The sequence below is a fragment of the Deinococcus marmoris DSM 12784 genome (assembly GCF_000701405.1).
In the GTDB taxonomy this organism is placed as follows: Bacteria; Deinococcota; Deinococci; order Deinococcales; family Deinococcaceae; genus Deinococcus; species Deinococcus marmoris.
Window position 1 is genome coordinate 25,685 of record NZ_JNIV01000038.1, and the last position, 15,760, is coordinate 41,444.

Below are 15,760 nucleotides of genomic sequence, written 5' to 3' on the forward strand. Positions count from 1 at the left end.
CGGGTCATGCGGGGGTCAGCCGGGCCGCCAGCCGCCGTCGCCGCACAGGGTCAGCAGATCCAGTTCCCACAGCAGCGCGGCGTGGAGTCCAGCGTTCAGACCAGATGCGGCGGCCTGATGCAGCAGATCCTCAATAGTTTCCGCGCGCACGGAGAAACGGTCCTTCAAGCCGTGGAGCCGTACCCACCCATTCATCAGCACCTCCAGCGTCAGTAGCGTGTCGCCCCCGTCGTCGCGCAGATGGACGAGGGTGCGCCGGACGATAGGAGCATTCATCTCAAGTTTAGCCGCCAGTAAACCCGACCGCCAAAAAAGGAAACTGGAGCGTCACGTTCTGCGGCCTCCAGTCCCTGCACTTCAGATTTAGAACTCAGCGGGCGCTGCCCTCGCCCGGCGGGAAATCGTCGGGGATGAAGTTGAAGATTTCCAGATCGTCCACGGCGCTGCCTGCTCCCTGAAGCTGGGCCAGTTCGGCGGCGCTGGCACGCGGCTGCTGCGTATCGTGGCCGTACCCCAGCGCGTCGGCCATCACGGCAGCGGGCACGGCGGAGAACATGCGGGCGGCCTGCGCGGGGCTGGCGTCCAGCAGAACGTCAGACAGCACCTCGTCGGGAATGTCCTGGGAAATGCGGGCGCGGGCGGCGGCGATGGCGGCGGGGTCCAGCTCAGGCCGCTCGGCGGTTTCCTCGTCCAGATGGGCGGTGCCGGGCGGACGCAGCCCACCGAGACCCTTGCCCTTGCCCCGCCACCAGAACGCCGCCAGCAGCAACACGGCCACAACCACCACGAATATCATGGCCGCAGGTTACGGCCCGCCGTCTCACGGCGTTCTGCCCGCTGGTGGCATGAATGACGGGAATTGCACACCCCTGCCCCCACTGGGCCACCCGCCCAGCCGTTTACGCCTCGCTGTAGGTCTTCTCGATGGGCATGCCCACCGCGTTGCCCCACTCGGTCCAGCTTCCGTCGTAGTTACGCACTTTGGGGTAACCCAGCAACTCGCGCAGCACGAACCAACTGTGGCTGCTGCGCTCGGCGATGCGGCAGTACGCGATCACGTCCTTGTCGGGGGTCACGCCCTCGCCCGCGTACAGCTCCTTCAACTCGTCGGCGCTTTTAAAGGTGCCGTCCTCGTTGGTGGCTTTGGCCCACGGAATGCTGCGTGCGCCGGGAATGTGGCCGCCGCGCAGCACGCCTTCCTGCGGGTAGTTCGCCATGTGGGTGACCTTGCCCGAGAACTCGTCGGGGCTGCGGACATCCACCAGCGCGCCCTTGCCTGCCTGCACACTTTCCAGATGCGCCCGCACCTCGTCGCGGTAGGCCCGCAGGCTCTCGTCACGGGTCATTTCGGGGTAGGTGGTGGCTTCATGGCTGGGGTAGTCGGTGCTAACCTCGCGCTCCTCGGCCATCCATTTCTGACGTCCGCCGTTCATCAGCTTGAGGTTCCGCACGCCGCTGTAAGACAGGAACCAGTACGCGTAGGAGGCCCACCAGTTGCTCTTGTCGCCGTACAGGATGATCTGATCATCGGGTTTAATGCCCAGACGGCCCAGCAGTGCGGACACCTCATCAGGGCCGATAAAGTCGCGCTCCACCGGATGCCAGAAGTCGGTCTGCCAGTCCACCTTGACCGCGCCGGGGATGTGGCCGGTGTCGTACAGCAGGATGTCTTCATCCACTTCAATCAGGCGAACGCCGGGGGTGTTCAGGTTCTGGGCGACCCAGTCAGTATTTACCAGTACATCTTTCACGTATTCCATAAATCGAACCTCCAGATTTTTTACTGCTTAGGTCTTCTAGGCACAGTCTAACCTTCACCACTAGTTGACCGATCATGTCAACTGGACAAACCTCACCATAGCGGCCCGGGGCGGGGCGGTACAGTGACGCATGACCTCTGACCCCTCCGCCAGCGCCGTCCTCCCCGACAAGCTCCAGAGCATCGTGAGCCTGTTCAAGAGCGCGCCCAAGTCGCTGCGCCTGCAAGCCTTGCTGGAATACAGCCGCAAGTTGCCGCCGCTGCCCGCCAAGTATGTGGAACACCCGGAATTTATGCAGCCAGTGCCCGAATGCACCAGCCCGTTTTTCCTGGTGACCGAGCAGGACGGGAGCGGCGGCGTCAACATGTATTTCAAGGTGCCGGAGGAAGCCCCCACCGTGCGCGGCTACGCGGGCATCCTGCATGAAGCGCTGGACGGGGCCTCGCCCGAGACCATCCTGAACATCCCCGACGACTTCTATATGAACATGGGCCTGTCCGAACTGATCACGCCGATGCGCCTGCGCGGCATGGGCGCGATCCTGATGCGCCTGAAGAACGTGGTGCGCGAGGGTGAGAAGGTGGAAAGCTAGAGCCTCGGCTTCTGTTCTGAAAGATCGGCCCCTCTCCTGCAAATGGAGAGGGGTTTTGTCTATTCTCTACCCGGCAGCACCCTGTCCAGCGCCAGCGCGGTCAATCCCAGTCCCAGACCGTAGGCCAGATGCGCGCCCAGACGGTTGATGTGGCCCTTCGGCGTGGACCCACCGGGGCCGTCCTGAAGCCCCATCAGCGGCACCAGTCCCTCGTCCATCAGCGCCCACAGGCCAACGCCGAAGATGGCGGCCTTGAGCGGCTGATCGGGGCCAGTCAGCGCGCCGTATAGCCCGCCGTTCAATACGCCCATGCCCCAGTGGACGCCCTCGCTGAGCGCGGTGCGGGTGCCGTCTTTCCTGGGGGTGTGGCCCTCGGCAGCCTCGTAGGCCAACCGTCCCAGGGCGGCAGTGCTGCTTTCGCCGGGCGCGTGCAACTGCCCCAGCGGCGCGATGCTGTGGCGGTCCGGCGTCGGCTTCTGATCACCGTCCCCATCGCCCTGAAGCAGCGGGGCCACCCGCGTCCAGTACTGCCCCATCGCCAGCGTCCCCACGGCCCCACCGATCAGGCCGATCACGATATTTCGGAAGAGTGCCATCCCATAGAGTAAGAACAAATACCGTTCTGGCCGCCGAGGATAAAGGAAGTGGGAACACGCGTCGGGCTGCCAGTCGGCCTCCTCTACACTGTCTCCCATGCAGCCCTACCTCGACCTGATGCGGCAGATTCTGGATCACGGCGCGGTGAAAACAGACCGCACCGGCACTGGCACCCGCAGCATCTTTGGCGCGCAGATGCGCTTCGATCTGGCGGACGGTTTTCCGCTGGTCACCACCAAGAAGATTCACCTGAAGTCGGTCATCCACGAGTTGCTGTGGTTTCTGTCGGGGAGCAGCAACGTGGGGTATTTGCAGGAAAACGGTGTAAAAATCTGGGACGAGTGGGCGGATGAGCAGGGCGAACTCGGCCCGGTGTACGGCGTACAGTGGCGCAACTGGCCCACGCCGGACGGGCGGCACATCGACCAGATTAAACAGGTAGTCGATCAGATCAGGACCAACCCCGATTCTCGCCGATTGATCGTCAGCGCGTGGAACGTGGGCGAGATTGAGAACATGGCGCTGCCTGCGTGCCACGCGTTATTCCAGTTCTATGTGGCCGATGGACGCCTGAGCTGTCAGCTCTATCAGAGAAGTGCAGATTTTTTCATTGGCGTGCCGTTCAACATTGCCTCCTACGCCCTCTTAACAATGATGATCGCTCAGGTCACAGATTTGCAGCCAGGGGACTTCGTCTGGACCGGGGGCGACTGCCATCTGTACAGCAACCATCTGGAGCAGGCGCGTGAGCAACTGTCGCGTGATCCCAGGCCGTTGCCCACCATGCACCTGAACCCGGACGTGAAAGACCTGCTGGCTTTCAAATACGGGGATTTCAAGCTGACGGGTTATGAGCCGTATCCTCACATCAAGGCGACGGTGGCGGTTTGACCCTGCATCCAAAAAAATCGCGCCTGACGTTCGTGGTGGCGATGGCCGAGAACCGCGTGATCGGCAGAGACGGCGATTTGCCCTGGCGCTTGCCCGCTGATCTGGCGCATTTCAAGCGGCTGACCGTGGGCAAACCCGTGGTGATGGGCCGCAAGGTCTACGACTCGATTGGCAGGCCGCTGCCCGACAGACAGAACATCGTCCTGACCCGCAATCCAGAGTTTCAGGCCCCCGGCTGTGTCGTCGTCCACTCGCCAGAGGAAGCGCTGAAAGCCGCCGCTGGGCCAGAAATCATGATCATCGGCGGCGAGGAGATTTACCGGCTGTACCTGCCACAGGTGAATCGGGTGGAACTGACCCTGGTCCACGCGGAAATCGGGGGCGACACCTTTTTCCCCGAACTGCCCGACCAGTGGACGGAAACGGCGCGGCGTGAGCGGGCGGCAGACGAGCGCAATCCATATGACCTCAGTTTCCTGACGTTGGAGAGGGCGCTGTTCCCCTGACGCTACGGCAAACCTGCCATTACAGCTCAGGTTGCTACAAACAGGCCACCCGGAATCCGTGTCAGCTTTCCGCTTCCGACACAGGCAGCAGGACCGTATCCACCAGCGGGCCACTCTGCTGCGCCAGTGCACGGGCGGCGGCGGCATCCAGCGGGGGCGAGATGTAAAAACCCTGCGCTAGCGTGAAGCCCAGCGCCCGGACCTGCGCGTACTGCTGGGGCGTCTCGATGCCCTCGGCCACGGTGGTCAGCCCCAGCGCCTGCCCCAGTTCAGCCACCGCTCGCACCAGCGCCGTGCTGGTATGGCCGCCGTCCAGATCAGCGATAAAGCTGCGGTCCACCTTCAGGTCGCTGATTGGAAACTGGCGCAGGTAACTCAGCGACGAGTAGCCGGTACCGAAATCGTCCAGGGCCAGCCCCACGCCCAGTTCGTGCAGCGCCCGCATGGTGTCCAGGGTGGTCGTGCGGTCATTCATCAGGACGTTCTCGGTCAGCTCCAGCGTCAGGCGTTCGGGGGCCAGCCCGCTGCTGCCCAGCACGCCCCGGACCTCGGCCACCAGACCGGGCAGGTGCATCTGGGCTGCTGTCAGGTTGACTCCCAATCCCAGGGCCGTGCGTCCGGGCAGGGCGGGCCATGTGGCCGCCTCATGGGCCGCCGTCCGCAGCGTCCAGCGGTCCAGCGGCACGATCAGACCAGTGTCCTCGGCCAGCGGAATGAAGGCTTCGGGAGACAGCAGGCCGCGCGTAGGATGGGGCCAGCGGACCAGGGCCTCGAAACCCCGCAGGTGGCCGCTGCCGAGGTCCACGACGGGCTGATAGTGAACCTCCAGCGCGCCGCTGCCGATGGCCGCCCGCAACTCGGTTTCCAGTTCCAGGCGGTCCAGAACCTCGCGGTGCATGGCGGCGTCGAAGACCTGAGCGCGGCCCCGGCTGTGGGCCTTGGCGTGGTACAGGGCCACGTCCGCGTTTCGCAGCAGGGTTCCGCCGTCCAGCGGTGTGCCGCCTTCCAGATCGCCGCCCGGATCGTCATACAGCGCGATGCCCAGGCTGGCGCGCACCTGTAATTCCAGACCCTGCACGGAAATCGTCGGCTCCAGCGCGCGCAGCAGCCGGTCCGCCGCCTCGGAAGCATGCTGGGAGCCGGGCAGATGCTGGAGCAGCACGGCGAATTCGTCGCCGCCCAGCCGGGCCACTGTGTCACCCGGACGCACGCCCGCCTGAAGGCGCTGCCCGGTCAGGATCAGCACCTGATCCCCGGCGCTGTGGCCCAGGCTGTCGTTGATGGCCTTGAAGTTGTCGAAATCCATCAGCAGCACGGCCAGACTGTTGGGGGCCGGGGACGCCTCCAGCGCCCGCGCCACACGCTCGCCAAACAGACGGCGGTTGCCCAGCCCGGTCAGTGGATCGTGCAGCGCCAGGTAAGCCAGCCGCGCACTCAGGTGCTGCCGCTCGCGGATCACCGCCCCCAGCAGCAGCCCCGAGACCGTCACCGTGACCAGCCCGAATTGCAGGGCCAGTCCGCTCGTTTCCGCGATCTGGCCACCGGTCAGCAGGGCCACGCCCACGTTCAGGGCCAGCACGCACACGGCGGCGGGGGCAAAACCGTGCCGGGTGGCAATCCACAGCACTGGAATGAACAGGGCGTAGCTGTAATTCAGGGTGGTGCCGCGCGGCCCGCCGTACCCGGCCCAGACCGCCGCCACCACCAGCACGGCGGCCACGGCGGCGTCGCGCGCCCAGGGCCAGACTTCTGATCTGGGCCGGGTTTCCGGCGGAAAGGTGGGGGCCTGTGCGGGGGCAGACGACCACAGCCCCGGCCAGCGCCCCAGCCACAGCAGCAGCGGCGGCGCCAGCAGCCCGACGCCAGTGGCGCTGCCCGCCCACAGTTGCAGGGTCAGGGTCAACCCCTTTGAAGCGGGAAGCAGCCCGGCCACCGTCAGGTTAAAGACCTGCAAGGCCGACATCACCAGCGGCGCGCCCAGCATCGCCACCGTCACGAACAGCGCCGCGTCGCGCAGGCGCGGCAGACGCGGATCGATGTGCAACGAACGCAGCAGCATGTAGGCCGCCGCCACCGTGGCGGCCACCGTCATCACGATGTAGCCCAGCAGGGGCCAGAAGGGCAGGGTGTCCACCACGAAAAAGGTATGTACCAGTCGGCTCAGGATCAGCAGCGGCCAGAAGCGCAGGCCGAACACCAGCAGCAGCACCACGTCCAGCCCCACCGCCGGATACCACACCGTCACCTCTGGCGAGGTGGCGAACTGCTGCGAGGCCACATCCAGCCCGTACCATGCCAGCAGATACACCGCCCCGATCAGCACTGGCCGGAACCACAGATTGAGCATGTTCTTACATTAGGCCGAATGCGAATCCAGAAACGAGAAAAACTTCAAGACTTCAGGTCAGCTCCTGGCCCTGAACTTCAATCCCCTGTCAGGTGGTGCAGGAGAGGGCAGGACAATAGTGCCCACCGCCCTTGTTCTCCCTTCCCAGGACCACTAGGCTGTTCCTCTTGTACTTCCCCTGCGCTTCGCCACGTCGGCGAGAACCACGGGGGGAAGATCGGCGGGAAAGCCTAGTGACGCCGGGGCTGACCGAAACCGAAGGAGCGTTTAAAAATGCATAAAGTTGCCATTGTGGGCCGACCCAACGTCGGCAAATCAAGCCTGTTCAACCGCCTGATCGGGCGGCGCGAGGCCGTCGTGGCCGACTTCCCCGGCGTGACCCGTGACGCCAAGGAAGGCATGATGCTGTACCAGAACCACCGGATCACGCTGGTGGATACGGGCGGATTGTGGAGCGGCGACGAGTGGGAAGCCGCCATTCGCCAGAAGGCCGAGTGGGCCATCGAGGGCGCGCAGGCCGTGATCTTCGTGCTGGACCCCCGCGAGGGCCTGAGCGCCGCAGATTACGAGGTCTCCGACTGGCTGCGCCGCCTGGGCATTCCGGTGATCGTGGTGGCCAACAAGATCGACAGCCAGAAACATGAGGTCTATCTGGCCGAGCTGTGGGGCCTGGGCTTCGGCGACCCGGTGCCGATCAGTGCCGAACACGCACGCGGCCTGGACGAACTGATGGACCGCGTGATGACCCACATGCCCGACGACGACGACGACGTGCCGGAAATCGCGCCCATCCGAATTTCGTTGATCGGGCGGCCCAACGTGGGCAAGTCCAGCCTGCTGAACGCGATTGTGCAGAGTGACCGCGCCATCGTGGCCGATCAGCCGGGCACCACCCGCGACAGCCTGGACGTGGAATGGGATTACGGCGGGCAGCGCTTTGTGCTGGTGGACACGGCGGGCATTCGCAAGAAGCCCCCCACCGCCATCGAGGACTACGCCATCCAGCGCAGCCAGGCGGCCATTGCCCGCAGCGACCTGATCTGGCTGGTGGTCAACGCCGACGAACTGGGCGACCACGAGCTGAAGCTGGCCAACCTCGCCTACGACAGCGGCAAGCCCGTGATCGTGGTGGTCAACAAGTGGGACCTGATCCCCGACGCGGACCTGAAAAGCACCGAGCGCGACCTGAACCAGAAGCTGCACCATATTTCCTACGCGCCGCGCGTGTACACCAGTGCCATCAACGACTACGGCATCCACGAGATGCTGGCCGAGGCCATGAAACTGCACGACAAGTGGCAGAGCCGCGTGCCCACCAGCGAGCTGAACCGCTGGCTGGAAGTCTGGCAGATGCGTCAGGCCGTGCCGAACTTCCACGGCAAGAAGCTGCGGATGTACTTCATGACCCAGGTGGAAACCGCGCCGCCCACCTTCGCCATCTTCTGCAACCGCGCCACTTTCGTGACCCGCGCCTACGAGGGCTTCCTGCAAAACCGCATCCGTGAGGATCTGGCGCTGGCCGGAATACCGGTGCGGCTGAAGTGGAAAGAAAAGGGACCGTACAAGCGCGGCGAGAAGGGTGAGGCGGCGGAAGTTTAACCCTCTGTCAAGCCCCACACTGCTGCCGATACAGACTCCGATTGAATCGTTTGGGCAAACGATGAACATCTGAGGTAAGTGGGGACGAGAAGAACAGGTTCCGGGCGTGGAATTGGCAAACTGGTGTTTTCCCAGTTTGTTAACCAAATAGACGGAATCTGTATGAACCGTTAGCCTGCGGGCATGACTGTTCCGCAGACCGCCGCACCGCGCCGCTTCCGGGCCATCGCTGTGCAGCCGAAATGGAGCGCTGAGCATTTCGTCAGCGACGATGCCTTCCGGGGCTGGCTGCGCGGCCAGTTGGAGGCGGTCCGGCCCCATCTGTCGCCGGACCGTCCCAATCTGGTGGTCCTGACCGAGCTGAACGGCCTGCCGCTGGTGCTGCGCGGCGCGGGCTGGGCGCTGCCCCTGAAGACCTTCGAGCGGGTGGCCCTGGCCCTGTTCCTGGCCCGCCTGCCCCACGCCTTGCCGGTGCTGCTGCGCGAGAAGGTCTCCCCCATCCGCGCGCTGCAACTGGCAGGCGGCGCCGACAACACCCGCCTGTACCTGCACACCTGCCGCGATCTGGCGCGCGAGTACGGTGTGTACCTGTGTTGCGGCTCCGCGCCCACGCCGCGCTACCGCGTGGTGGACGGCCAGCCTGTGCGCGGGGCGGCCACCCTGACCAATCAGACCGTGCTGCTGGCCCCGGACGGCACCCTGATCGGCGTGACCGACAAGGTCCACCTGACCCCCGCCGAGGAGGCCGGCGGCGTGGACCTGTCGCCGGGCGAACTGAACGAGATGCGCGTGTTTCCCACCCCGGTGGGGGATCTGGGCGTCGCCATCAGCCTGGACGCCTTCCGCGCCGACGTGATCGGGCGGCTGGAGGCGGGCGGCTGCACCGTGCTGCTGCAACCCGACGCCAACGGCGCAGCCTGGACCTCGCAGGAGGGTCTGCCGCCGGACCCGGCCCACCTGCGCGATCAGCCGGTGGCGTGGCTGGAATCGAGCTGGACGGCTACCACCACAGGAAAGAACATCCGTTATGCGGTCAATCCGATGGTGGTGGGCAACCTGCTGGACCTCAGCTTCGACGGCCAGAGTGCCATTACAGGCCGCGTGGCGGACGCCCCGGAGCTTCGCAGCTACGTGATGACCGATCCGCGCCCCGGTTTTCTGGCCCTGACGCCCTGGGTGGCGGACGGTCCCCACGCGGAATTGCGGATGGTGGGCCAGCAGCTCGCCGCCCACAGCGGCCACCCGCGCGAGGACGCCTACCGCACGGACGTGCTGTATGCAGACCTGGAACTGCCTGCCAGCACACTGGACCCGCCGCCCCATACCCCGCATGAACAGGCCCTGGAAATCATCCTGAAACAGGTGGATCAGCCGCGCCGCATCCCTTCAGCGGGTGTGTGGCTACTGGCTGGGCTGGGCCTGATCGCCGCCGTCTCCGCACTCCGGCGCAGACCTTAGACCCAAAGCTGGACGCGCTGACGTTGACAAGTTGGGGGGGCCTCCCTATACTTCACTTCGCGCTTTTGGGGTCACTCCCAGAGACGCACCCGCCGTCAATGGGGGGTTGGCCGAGTGGTTGATGGCAACAGTCTTGAAAACTGTCGTGGGGTAACCCACCGGGGGTTCGAATCCCTCACCCCTCGCCACAGCACAGCGGCTCAGCACGACCGGGGATCAGGACAACCGAGGAGAGGTGGGTGAGTGGTTGAAACCGCACCCCTGCTAAGGGTGTGTACCGCAAGGTACCGAGGGTTCGAATCCCTCCCTCTTCGCCACCGTTTCACTGTTCCACCCAATACCGTGTACCCGTAGCTCAGCTGGATAGAGCGTCTGACTACGGATCAGAAGGCCAGGGGTTCGAATCCCTTCGGGTACACCAACAGAAACCTCGTCCTAGACGAGGTTTTTTCGTTTACAATTCGCCATCTGAAAATATACTTAGAGCCGATTTTGCCCAAACTTTGCCCAAACGGTCCGAAGTCCGTACCCCCAGTGACTGCTGGTGAAGGCGTGAGCCACTCGCTGGAAGTGGCGGATCTCGGAGAAACATGTATGTGTTTATAGAAATCAGGTGGGATTAGCGGGATAGATGGGATCACAACCTTCTCAGCCTGTAGCAGACGTACTTTTCACTTATCCCACGAGTCTACTGAGTGCGGGATAGTTAAGCACTCGAAACGTGAATTAGCCGCCCTCAGACTGCTTATACCCGCTATCCCATTGCCGAGCTTTCCAGTGGCATGGTTGAGGTACATCAGCCTCGCCCCCTACTTCCGGCGCGGCCCACCCTTTCGTGGGCGCATTATGCGACGGCCCGAGTGGGGTACTTTCCCACCTGCATTCTGCTCTTCGACGTCTTGGCTTCCGTCCTCGATAGACAGACAGATCGCCTGCTTGACTTCTGCTATTACCGGTCCCTCTGCTTGTTCTACCTGTGACCCCAGATCTAGCACCATGCCCCGACGTTCATCCAGAAAATCATGTCGATAAATATCCAGCGTCGTGCTAATCAAGGAGTGGCCTAATTGACGGCTTAAAGCCGCGATATTGAAGCCCTGAGCATGTCCCAATGTGGCGAAGGTGTGACGTAGCGCGTGGGGAGAGAGCATTGGTAAGCCTGCCCTCTCACACGTTCGGTGCATGATGCCCCGCGCGGAGTCATGGCGAAGAGGCTTCCCACTCGTGGAGGGGAAAACATAGATGGGCGGCCCCTGGCCGTGCGCCTGTCCTTCAAAGGTGAGGTGTACGCGCATAGCATCCAGAATGTCCAGCACCGCTCCCGATAGGTGGATGAATCTATTCGACTTGGGTGTTTTGGGGGGGCCTTCCGAAACCCTGCCCCTATGCTCAACCCGCGTCCGCTGGATGTGCGCCCAAATTGCGCCCGGCGTTCCGTCTTCACGCGTGGGCGCGTGCTTGTCCGGTTCGAAATCTGCCCAGTGAAGAGCAATCATCTCTCCAGGCCTTATCCCAGTCAGTAGCATAAAGGCAAGACCTAGCGCCCACCGATCTTCCAGCGCCGCTTTAAGGAAGATCCGCGCTTGGTCTGGGGTGAACGCTTTAACTTTCCCTGGGCCTCGTTGCACTGTAGGGACGGCGTGGGTCATAGGGTTATGTGTGAGGATGCCGTCTGCAATGGCCCGCTTGTATGCGCCATTCAGAAGTGAACGAACAAGCCGTTGTGTATCAGTACCCAGTCCCAGCCGGTCTAGGTGCTGATAGTGCGTTCGTATGCGGGGCGAGCGAACGCCTGCCGCTTTCGCATGTCCCAGCTCCGGCATGATGTACTTCACCAGCAGATATTCGTTGTCCCAACCGGTCTTAGGCCTCCATATAGGCCGTTTAGCTTCGATGTATTCCTCTACCATCTGCCCCACTGTCAGGGAACGGGAGACGGGGCGCTGTCCGGCATCGGCCTCATCCTGTTTCGCCCGCACCGCCGCATAGGCTTCCATCTTATTGTTCGCTGTGCCACTGGGACGTGCCTTTGTGCCGTCCGGGTACGTGACCCGTACACGCCATCCCACGCGCCCGGAAGGCAAATCGGTGTACTGTCCATGACCGTGTCCCCTCTTCTTCGCCACGCCCACAAGGTAGGACATATCGGGAAAGCATGGGAGGGGGCGGGAAGGGGTGGCACTGGTTGCCATATAGCATGGCTACTCCAAACGTCCCCATAGCCTCACGGCTCGAACCCAACCGAGTAATCATGGAATCCCCTACACCCACTACATGCCAGATAGCAGAGCAAGAGCGGGAACTAATCCACCCACGCTCAGAGCGCAGTGGGTGTTCACAACTTTCCACCTTCATTGGTCTTCGCGATTTCGGGCTGGTTCGGTTCCACTGTCAGGCGTATGTCTAGGGCTTCGAAAATGGATGCCCATAGCTCCGGGACTTTGCCACCCCTCCCACCCGTGTCATTCAAGGCGCGTGAGATCGCGTTTGGGTTTGCGCCCACAGCACGAGCGAGATCCGCTCGCGACATTCTCTTCTCTTGCATCAGGATGTCTATCGTTCTCCTAATTTTTGCATTCATAATTTGACACTACCAAATTTGGAGTTCTCCAAGCCTGACATCGCTAGATTTTGATGACCTCCAAATTAGATATCGTCTAAATCTGGTGATCTCCGAAATCGATATCGTCTAAATTTGACATCATTCTCCAATTTGGATAATATAAGTCTAGCAGAAAGAGACGCTTCCTTCGCCAAGATTCCGCGTCTCTGACTGACTCCCCCACAGTAATGAAAGGAGCAAGATGAACACTAACACCCGCGCCACTTCACGCACTTGGAAGGCCCACACCACCTACCGGGAATGCAGCGTAGTTACGGCCCTCACCACGCATATGGTCACGATTACCCGCACCGCTTCAGGCTTCCAGGCTATCGTTGACGGCCTGCTTGTGGGCGTACTAGAAGCTGACCGCGTCCTGAGAGCCGCTGACCGCCTGGAAATAATCGCCGAAATGCTGGAGAACGGTCCAATCGGCACGCCTGCCACCCGTGAGCTTCACCACAAGCTGAGCCGTCTGGGCTTCCACAACCACTACCAGACTGCGAGCGATGCTCTGGCCGGCTCCGTTCCTTCCCTCGCTGCTCTGAGCGAAGCGGATGCCTACGCCGCGCGCGTGATCGCGCACGGCCAGTGGGGCATGACCGCCTAGACCGGGTAGGGGAATGCACCTAGCCCCCAACTTGCCCTTTACTGGAAGCTATACCCGCGTACCGATTAACATGGCAAGGAGGCCGAAGCGCCTGCGCCTGCCCCGTTTACGCTTCCAGTCGCGCCTCATTCGGAGCTGTCTCCACATGGAAGGACAGCCCACCATGACGCGCGCCCTAGCTGCCACAGTGCTGGCTTACCGCTTATGCGCCTGCATGCAAGCTGAGGAATAGCACACCCGACGAAGCCTAGAAGTGGCACCGTGGCTTGAGTCGGAGAACTCAGGCAGGCGACAACACAGGCTGAGCCAACACTTCAGCGGCAGGCAAGAGTGACACCATCTGAGTCTCGGCATGAAGATCAACGGTGATCAGGCGAAGCGTGATTCCTCCGGCCAGTTCGATGGGAGCCATGCTAAGCGGCAGCGACGGAAGCTGTGGATAGATCAGGCATACCTCCCTCTGCACTTGCGCGTGCTGGAACACCTGGCTGTAGGCCAGCATCTGATAGGCGTCGGTATTCGAGACATCGTAAGTAGGAGCTTTCTTGGGATCAAGGCGTTTCCATTTGGTGTCCGCCACGATGACCTGGCCGCCCGGAAGAGTAACAAGCAGGTCAGGGCGCAGCCGGAAAGCACGGTGGAGGCCAACTTTTCCCAAAGCGCGGTCCGTCACCTGCGTTTCAACACTCCAGGTGGGTTGCTGAGCGCGCAGGAGATGGGCCACGTACGCTTCATAAACCTTATTCATGTCGAAGAGCAGAGCATGCGCTGTGGCCTCCTGCCCCCCTACCAGTGGATTGAGTTCCAGCAATACTAGGCGACAGAGCGCCTCCAGGGTGGCGAAGTGGCTGTGGCCGCGTTCGAGCCGCCACGCGCTGAAGTCGCGGCGAATGTCGGCACTCGGCGGCACGTCGTCCATGACATAACCGAGTTCACGGGCCAACCGGCGGGTGCCGTCCACTTTCGTGAATTGGCCGATCCTGCTCACTGCAAGCCGCACCAGTCGGGTTTCAGCACGGTCCGGCAGATACTCGTCGAAGGTGACATGGAACAGGTGGGCGCGGCTGGCGGGCTGGCGCACCTGTCGGGGCAGGTCAAGGCGTCCGCGCAGGCCGGAGCGTTCCTGCTGCACATTCACGTAAGCGTGTGGAACCCCGCGTCTAACCGCCGCGCGCATGCCCTCCAGCGCATAGCGCAACACCACTTCCAGCAAAGGCATGCGGGCCGTGTCTAGCTCGGCGGGTGGGGCCACACGGAAGCGCTCGTCAGTCGTTGCAAGCATCCTCAGCAACAAAGTGCGGCTGCGGAGCAGCGACTCCGGTTCCTGACGCGTGCCGGGCCGTTCATGGGTCTTCGGCAGAATCTCCACAGTCGTCCCGCCCGGTAGCCGGATGATTCCTACCCATTGGGCCAGCTTCAGCGCATTGGTGCGCCCTGAGCGCGTCAAGGTTGCCACCGGGTTCAAGTTTTCCGCTTTAGCGTTCCCCTCTCCCTGGTCAATGACGAGGGACTGGAGCGCCTCAAAGTCCTGCAGACTCAGCATATGAACGTTCTTCTCACCTGTCCGGCTGACGTTGCCCTGAAGAAGCGTGTCGTGTTCCCGTACCAGCAGGTGCGCCTGCCCGTGTCTGGCGATCACGAGTCGAATCGAAACGCCGAATCGTCCAGACTGCTATAGACCCGCACGAAGGCTTCCACATCCTTAAACGCCGCGTCGTTGCGGTGATAGCGGATATCGGGGCCGTTGCCGACACGCTCGATGAATTGCATGCCTGCCGGTTTGCCGTCGTCACCCAGCACTTCCCGAATCTTGCCCCAGTCCTCGAAGAAATACTCTTCGAGAAGTGGCAGGATACGTTCGCGTAGAGCGCTTGCCACCCCCTCCAGCGTGGCGGGCAGCCCTAGCAGATAGGCATGACCAATCATCTGCTCGCGGCCTAACAGGCGCTCGATGCGCGTGTTAATGGCGTACAGAAACTTACGGAGGTCCAGCGCTACGCCGTCCTCCAACTCCAGCACGGGCAGGATTTCGGGTTTGGGCCAGATTGGATGGAACACGAAGCGCCGCCGCAAAGCCGCGTCCAGCAGGGTCAGGCTGCGGTCTGCGGTGTTCATGGTGCCGATCACGTACAGGCTGCGCGGAATACCTAGCGCTCGGCGGCTGAGGGGTAGTGTGACCGTCAGGGCTTCCGCCGCGCCAACCCGCTTGTCAGCCTCCAAAAGGGTCAGTAGCTCGCCGAAAATCTTAGCGACATTACCCCGGTTGATCTCGTCAATGATCAGTACGTGCGGCCGCATCCCTGCACCCTTGCCCTCACTTATAGGTTTAGCTGCCTCGTCGCCTGCCACAGGTCCAAGCTGTGCCAGCACCTGCGCTGTCGTAATGCCTGCCACCCGCTGTAAGGTCTGCTGCGTGAATGCCTTGCCCGTGACCGCCTGCGCGTCCAAGCTCAGGCCCTTGGCCAGCCAGCGCACGGACCGGGCGTGGGCGTAATTTAAACTGACCTTACGCGGCAGAGTTTTGAAAATTCTCGGATTGCTGCCTCAGCCTTTGTAATTCCTCGTATGAAGTTTTAAGAGCGGCGATATACATCTTTGTTCGCATCGCAAAGTGATTTTCCTTGCGGATGATTTTCAATTTTTCCAGCTTGATATGTCCGTAGAATGAACAGAGAATGTGTTTGATCTGACATGCAGGTGTACTGGCAGGCGACTTCCCAAGAGAGGCATTTTGCTTGAGTGATTTGTGAAATTCTTCTACGGGCCATCGTTTCTGATAGATCGCAAGGGTTTCATTT

Annotated in this window: 15 protein-coding genes, 3 tRNA genes and 1 pseudogene; 9 read left to right on the forward strand and 10 right to left on the reverse strand. The window is 62.3% G+C overall.

Going from position 1 to position 15,760, the window contains the following annotated elements; translation table 11 throughout:
- Positions 1 to 15: 15 nt before the first annotated feature.
- From Q319_RS0110910 to Q319_RS0110920, 3 genes are all read right to left on the reverse strand, one after another.
- Positions 16 to 276 (reverse strand): hypothetical protein, encoded by a 261-nt coding sequence (locus tag Q319_RS0110910; protein ID WP_029482530.1) that lies wholly within the window; start codon positions 274 to 276, stop codon positions 16 to 18.
- Positions 277 to 370: 94 nt separating this feature from the next.
- Positions 371 to 796: a hypothetical protein gene (locus Q319_RS0110915; protein WP_029482531.1), complete on the reverse strand. Its 426-nt coding sequence runs from the start codon at positions 794 to 796 to the stop codon at positions 371 to 373.
- Positions 797 to 899: 103 nt separating this feature from the next.
- Positions 900 to 1,760, reverse strand: coding sequence for a sulfurtransferase (locus tag Q319_RS0110920; RefSeq protein ID WP_029482533.1), 861 nt, complete (start codon positions 1,758 to 1,760; stop codon positions 900 to 902).
- A 130-nt stretch (positions 1,761 to 1,890) separates the two neighbouring features.
- On the opposite strand from Q319_RS0110920, the gene Q319_RS0110925 reads away from it, so the two are divergent.
- Positions 1,891 to 2,352 (forward strand): SufE family protein, encoded by a 462-nt coding sequence (locus tag Q319_RS0110925; RefSeq protein ID WP_029482534.1) that lies wholly within the window; start codon positions 1,891 to 1,893, stop codon positions 2,350 to 2,352.
- Between the two features lie 59 nt (positions 2,353 to 2,411).
- Here Q319_RS0110925 and Q319_RS0110930 read toward each other — a convergent pair whose 3' ends face one another.
- Positions 2,412 to 2,948 carry a hypothetical protein gene (locus Q319_RS0110930; protein ID WP_051655291.1) on the reverse strand — a complete coding sequence of 179 codons (537 nt, stop codon included), beginning with the start codon at positions 2,946 to 2,948 and terminating at the stop codon, positions 2,412 to 2,414.
- Between the two features lie 97 nt (positions 2,949 to 3,045).
- Here Q319_RS0110930 and Q319_RS0110935 point away from each other — a divergent pair, with 97 nt between their 5' ends.
- Both Q319_RS0110935 and Q319_RS0110940 read left to right on the forward strand, forming a co-directional pair.
- Positions 3,046 to 3,840: a thymidylate synthase gene (locus Q319_RS0110935; protein ID WP_029482536.1), complete on the forward strand. Its 795-nt coding sequence runs from the start codon at positions 3,046 to 3,048 to the stop codon at positions 3,838 to 3,840.
- Entirely contained in the window at positions 3,837 to 4,346 is a 510-nt protein-coding gene (locus Q319_RS0110940; protein WP_245619124.1) for a dihydrofolate reductase, read from the forward strand. The genes Q319_RS0110935 and Q319_RS0110940 overlap by 4 nt, the downstream gene beginning before the upstream one ends.
- A gap of 61 nt (positions 4,347 to 4,407) precedes the next feature.
- Here Q319_RS0110940 and Q319_RS25535 read toward each other — a convergent pair whose 3' ends face one another.
- Positions 4,408 to 6,693 carry a putative bifunctional diguanylate cyclase/phosphodiesterase gene (locus Q319_RS25535; RefSeq protein ID WP_051655292.1) on the reverse strand — a complete coding sequence of 762 codons (2,286 nt, stop codon included), beginning with the start codon at positions 6,691 to 6,693 and terminating at the stop codon, positions 4,408 to 4,410.
- A 273-nt stretch (positions 6,694 to 6,966) separates the two neighbouring features.
- Between Q319_RS25535 and der the strand changes: the two genes are divergently transcribed.
- From der to Q319_RS0110970, 5 genes are all read left to right on the forward strand, one after another.
- Positions 6,967 to 8,292, forward strand: a complete 1,326-nt coding sequence (gene der / locus Q319_RS0110950; protein WP_029482540.1) for a ribosome biogenesis GTPase Der — start codon at positions 6,967 to 6,969, stop codon at positions 8,290 to 8,292.
- 183 nt (positions 8,293 to 8,475) lie between these two features.
- Positions 8,476 to 9,750 carry a nitrilase-related carbon-nitrogen hydrolase gene (locus tag Q319_RS0110955; RefSeq protein WP_029482542.1) on the forward strand — a complete coding sequence of 425 codons (1,275 nt, stop codon included), beginning with the start codon at positions 8,476 to 8,478 and terminating at the stop codon, positions 9,748 to 9,750.
- Between the two features lie 100 nt (positions 9,751 to 9,850).
- Positions 9,851 to 9,938, forward strand: a tRNA-Ser gene (locus Q319_RS0110960).
- 41 nt (positions 9,939 to 9,979) lie between these two features.
- A tRNA-Ser gene (locus Q319_RS0110965) sits at positions 9,980 to 10,067 on the forward strand.
- 27 nt (positions 10,068 to 10,094) lie between these two features.
- A tRNA-Arg gene (locus Q319_RS0110970) sits at positions 10,095 to 10,171 on the forward strand.
- A 388-nt stretch (positions 10,172 to 10,559) separates the two neighbouring features.
- On the opposite strand, the gene Q319_RS0110975 is transcribed toward Q319_RS0110970, so the two are convergent.
- Together Q319_RS0110975 and Q319_RS29120 are read right to left on the reverse strand one after the other, a co-directional pair.
- A complete protein-coding gene (locus Q319_RS0110975; protein WP_162178645.1) occupies positions 10,560 to 11,894 on the reverse strand; it encodes a tyrosine-type recombinase/integrase in 1,335 nt (444 codons plus the stop codon).
- A 191-nt stretch (positions 11,895 to 12,085) separates the two neighbouring features.
- Entirely contained in the window at positions 12,086 to 12,331 is a 246-nt protein-coding gene (locus Q319_RS29120) for a helix-turn-helix domain-containing protein (protein WP_029482544.1), read from the reverse strand.
- A 223-nt stretch (positions 12,332 to 12,554) separates the two neighbouring features.
- Here Q319_RS29120 and Q319_RS0110985 point away from each other — a divergent pair, with 223 nt between their 5' ends.
- On the forward strand, positions 12,555 to 12,962 hold the full coding sequence (locus Q319_RS0110985; protein ID WP_051655294.1) for a hypothetical protein: 408 nt from the start codon (positions 12,555 to 12,557) through the stop codon (positions 12,960 to 12,962).
- Between the two features lie 280 nt (positions 12,963 to 13,242).
- Here Q319_RS0110985 and Q319_RS0110990 read toward each other — a convergent pair whose 3' ends face one another.
- From Q319_RS0110990 to Q319_RS28245, 3 genes and pseudogenes are all read right to left on the reverse strand, one after another.
- Positions 13,243 to 14,601: an McrC family protein gene (locus Q319_RS0110990; protein WP_245619126.1), complete on the reverse strand. Its 1,359-nt coding sequence runs from the start codon at positions 14,599 to 14,601 to the stop codon at positions 13,243 to 13,245.
- The gene (locus Q319_RS24460; RefSeq protein ID WP_051655295.1) at positions 14,598 to 15,437 is read right to left on the reverse strand and encodes an AAA family ATPase; all 840 of its coding nucleotides are present in this window, start codon (positions 15,435 to 15,437) and stop codon (positions 14,598 to 14,600) included. Before Q319_RS24460 ends, Q319_RS0110990 begins: the two co-directional genes overlap by 4 nt.
- Before the next feature lie 31 nt (positions 15,438 to 15,468).
- Positions 15,469 to 15,760: pseudogene (locus tag Q319_RS28245) on the reverse strand (hypothetical protein); the annotation flags it as partial.

Bases quoted from the DNA above. Each gene is read 5' to 3' on its own strand.
- Q319_RS29120 (WP_029482544.1), bottom strand. From the start codon at position 12,331: ATGAATGCAAAAATTAGGAGAACGATAGACATCCTGATGCAAGAGAAG.
- Q319_RS0110915 (WP_029482531.1), bottom strand. From the start codon at position 796: ATGATATTCGTGGTGGTTGTGGCCGTGTTGCTGCTGGCGGCGTTCTGG.
- Q319_RS0110985 (WP_051655294.1), top strand. From the start codon at position 12,555: ATGAACACTAACACCCGCGCCACTTCACGCACTTGGAAGGCCCACACC.
- Q319_RS0110975 (WP_162178645.1), bottom strand. From the start codon at position 11,894: ATGTCCTACCTTGTGGGCGTGGCGAAGAAGAGGGGACACGGTCATGGA.
- Q319_RS0110930 (WP_051655291.1), bottom strand. From the start codon at position 2,948: ATGGCACTCTTCCGAAATATCGTGATCGGCCTGATCGGTGGGGCCGTG.
- Q319_RS0110920 (WP_029482533.1), bottom strand. From the start codon at position 1,760: ATGGAATACGTGAAAGATGTACTGGTAAATACTGACTGGGTCGCCCAG.
- Q319_RS0110955 (WP_029482542.1), top strand. From the start codon at position 8,476: ATGACTGTTCCGCAGACCGCCGCACCGCGCCGCTTCCGGGCCATCGCT.
- Q319_RS0110935 (WP_029482536.1), top strand. From the start codon at position 3,046: ATGCAGCCCTACCTCGACCTGATGCGGCAGATTCTGGATCACGGCGCG.
- Q319_RS25535 (WP_051655292.1), bottom strand. From the start codon at position 6,693: ATGCTCAATCTGTGGTTCCGGCCAGTGCTGATCGGGGCGGTGTATCTG.
- Q319_RS0110910 (WP_029482530.1), bottom strand. From the start codon at position 276: ATGAATGCTCCTATCGTCCGGCGCACCCTCGTCCATCTGCGCGACGAC.
- der (WP_029482540.1), top strand. From the start codon at position 6,967: ATGCATAAAGTTGCCATTGTGGGCCGACCCAACGTCGGCAAATCAAGC.
- Q319_RS0110925 (WP_029482534.1), top strand. From the start codon at position 1,891: ATGACCTCTGACCCCTCCGCCAGCGCCGTCCTCCCCGACAAGCTCCAG.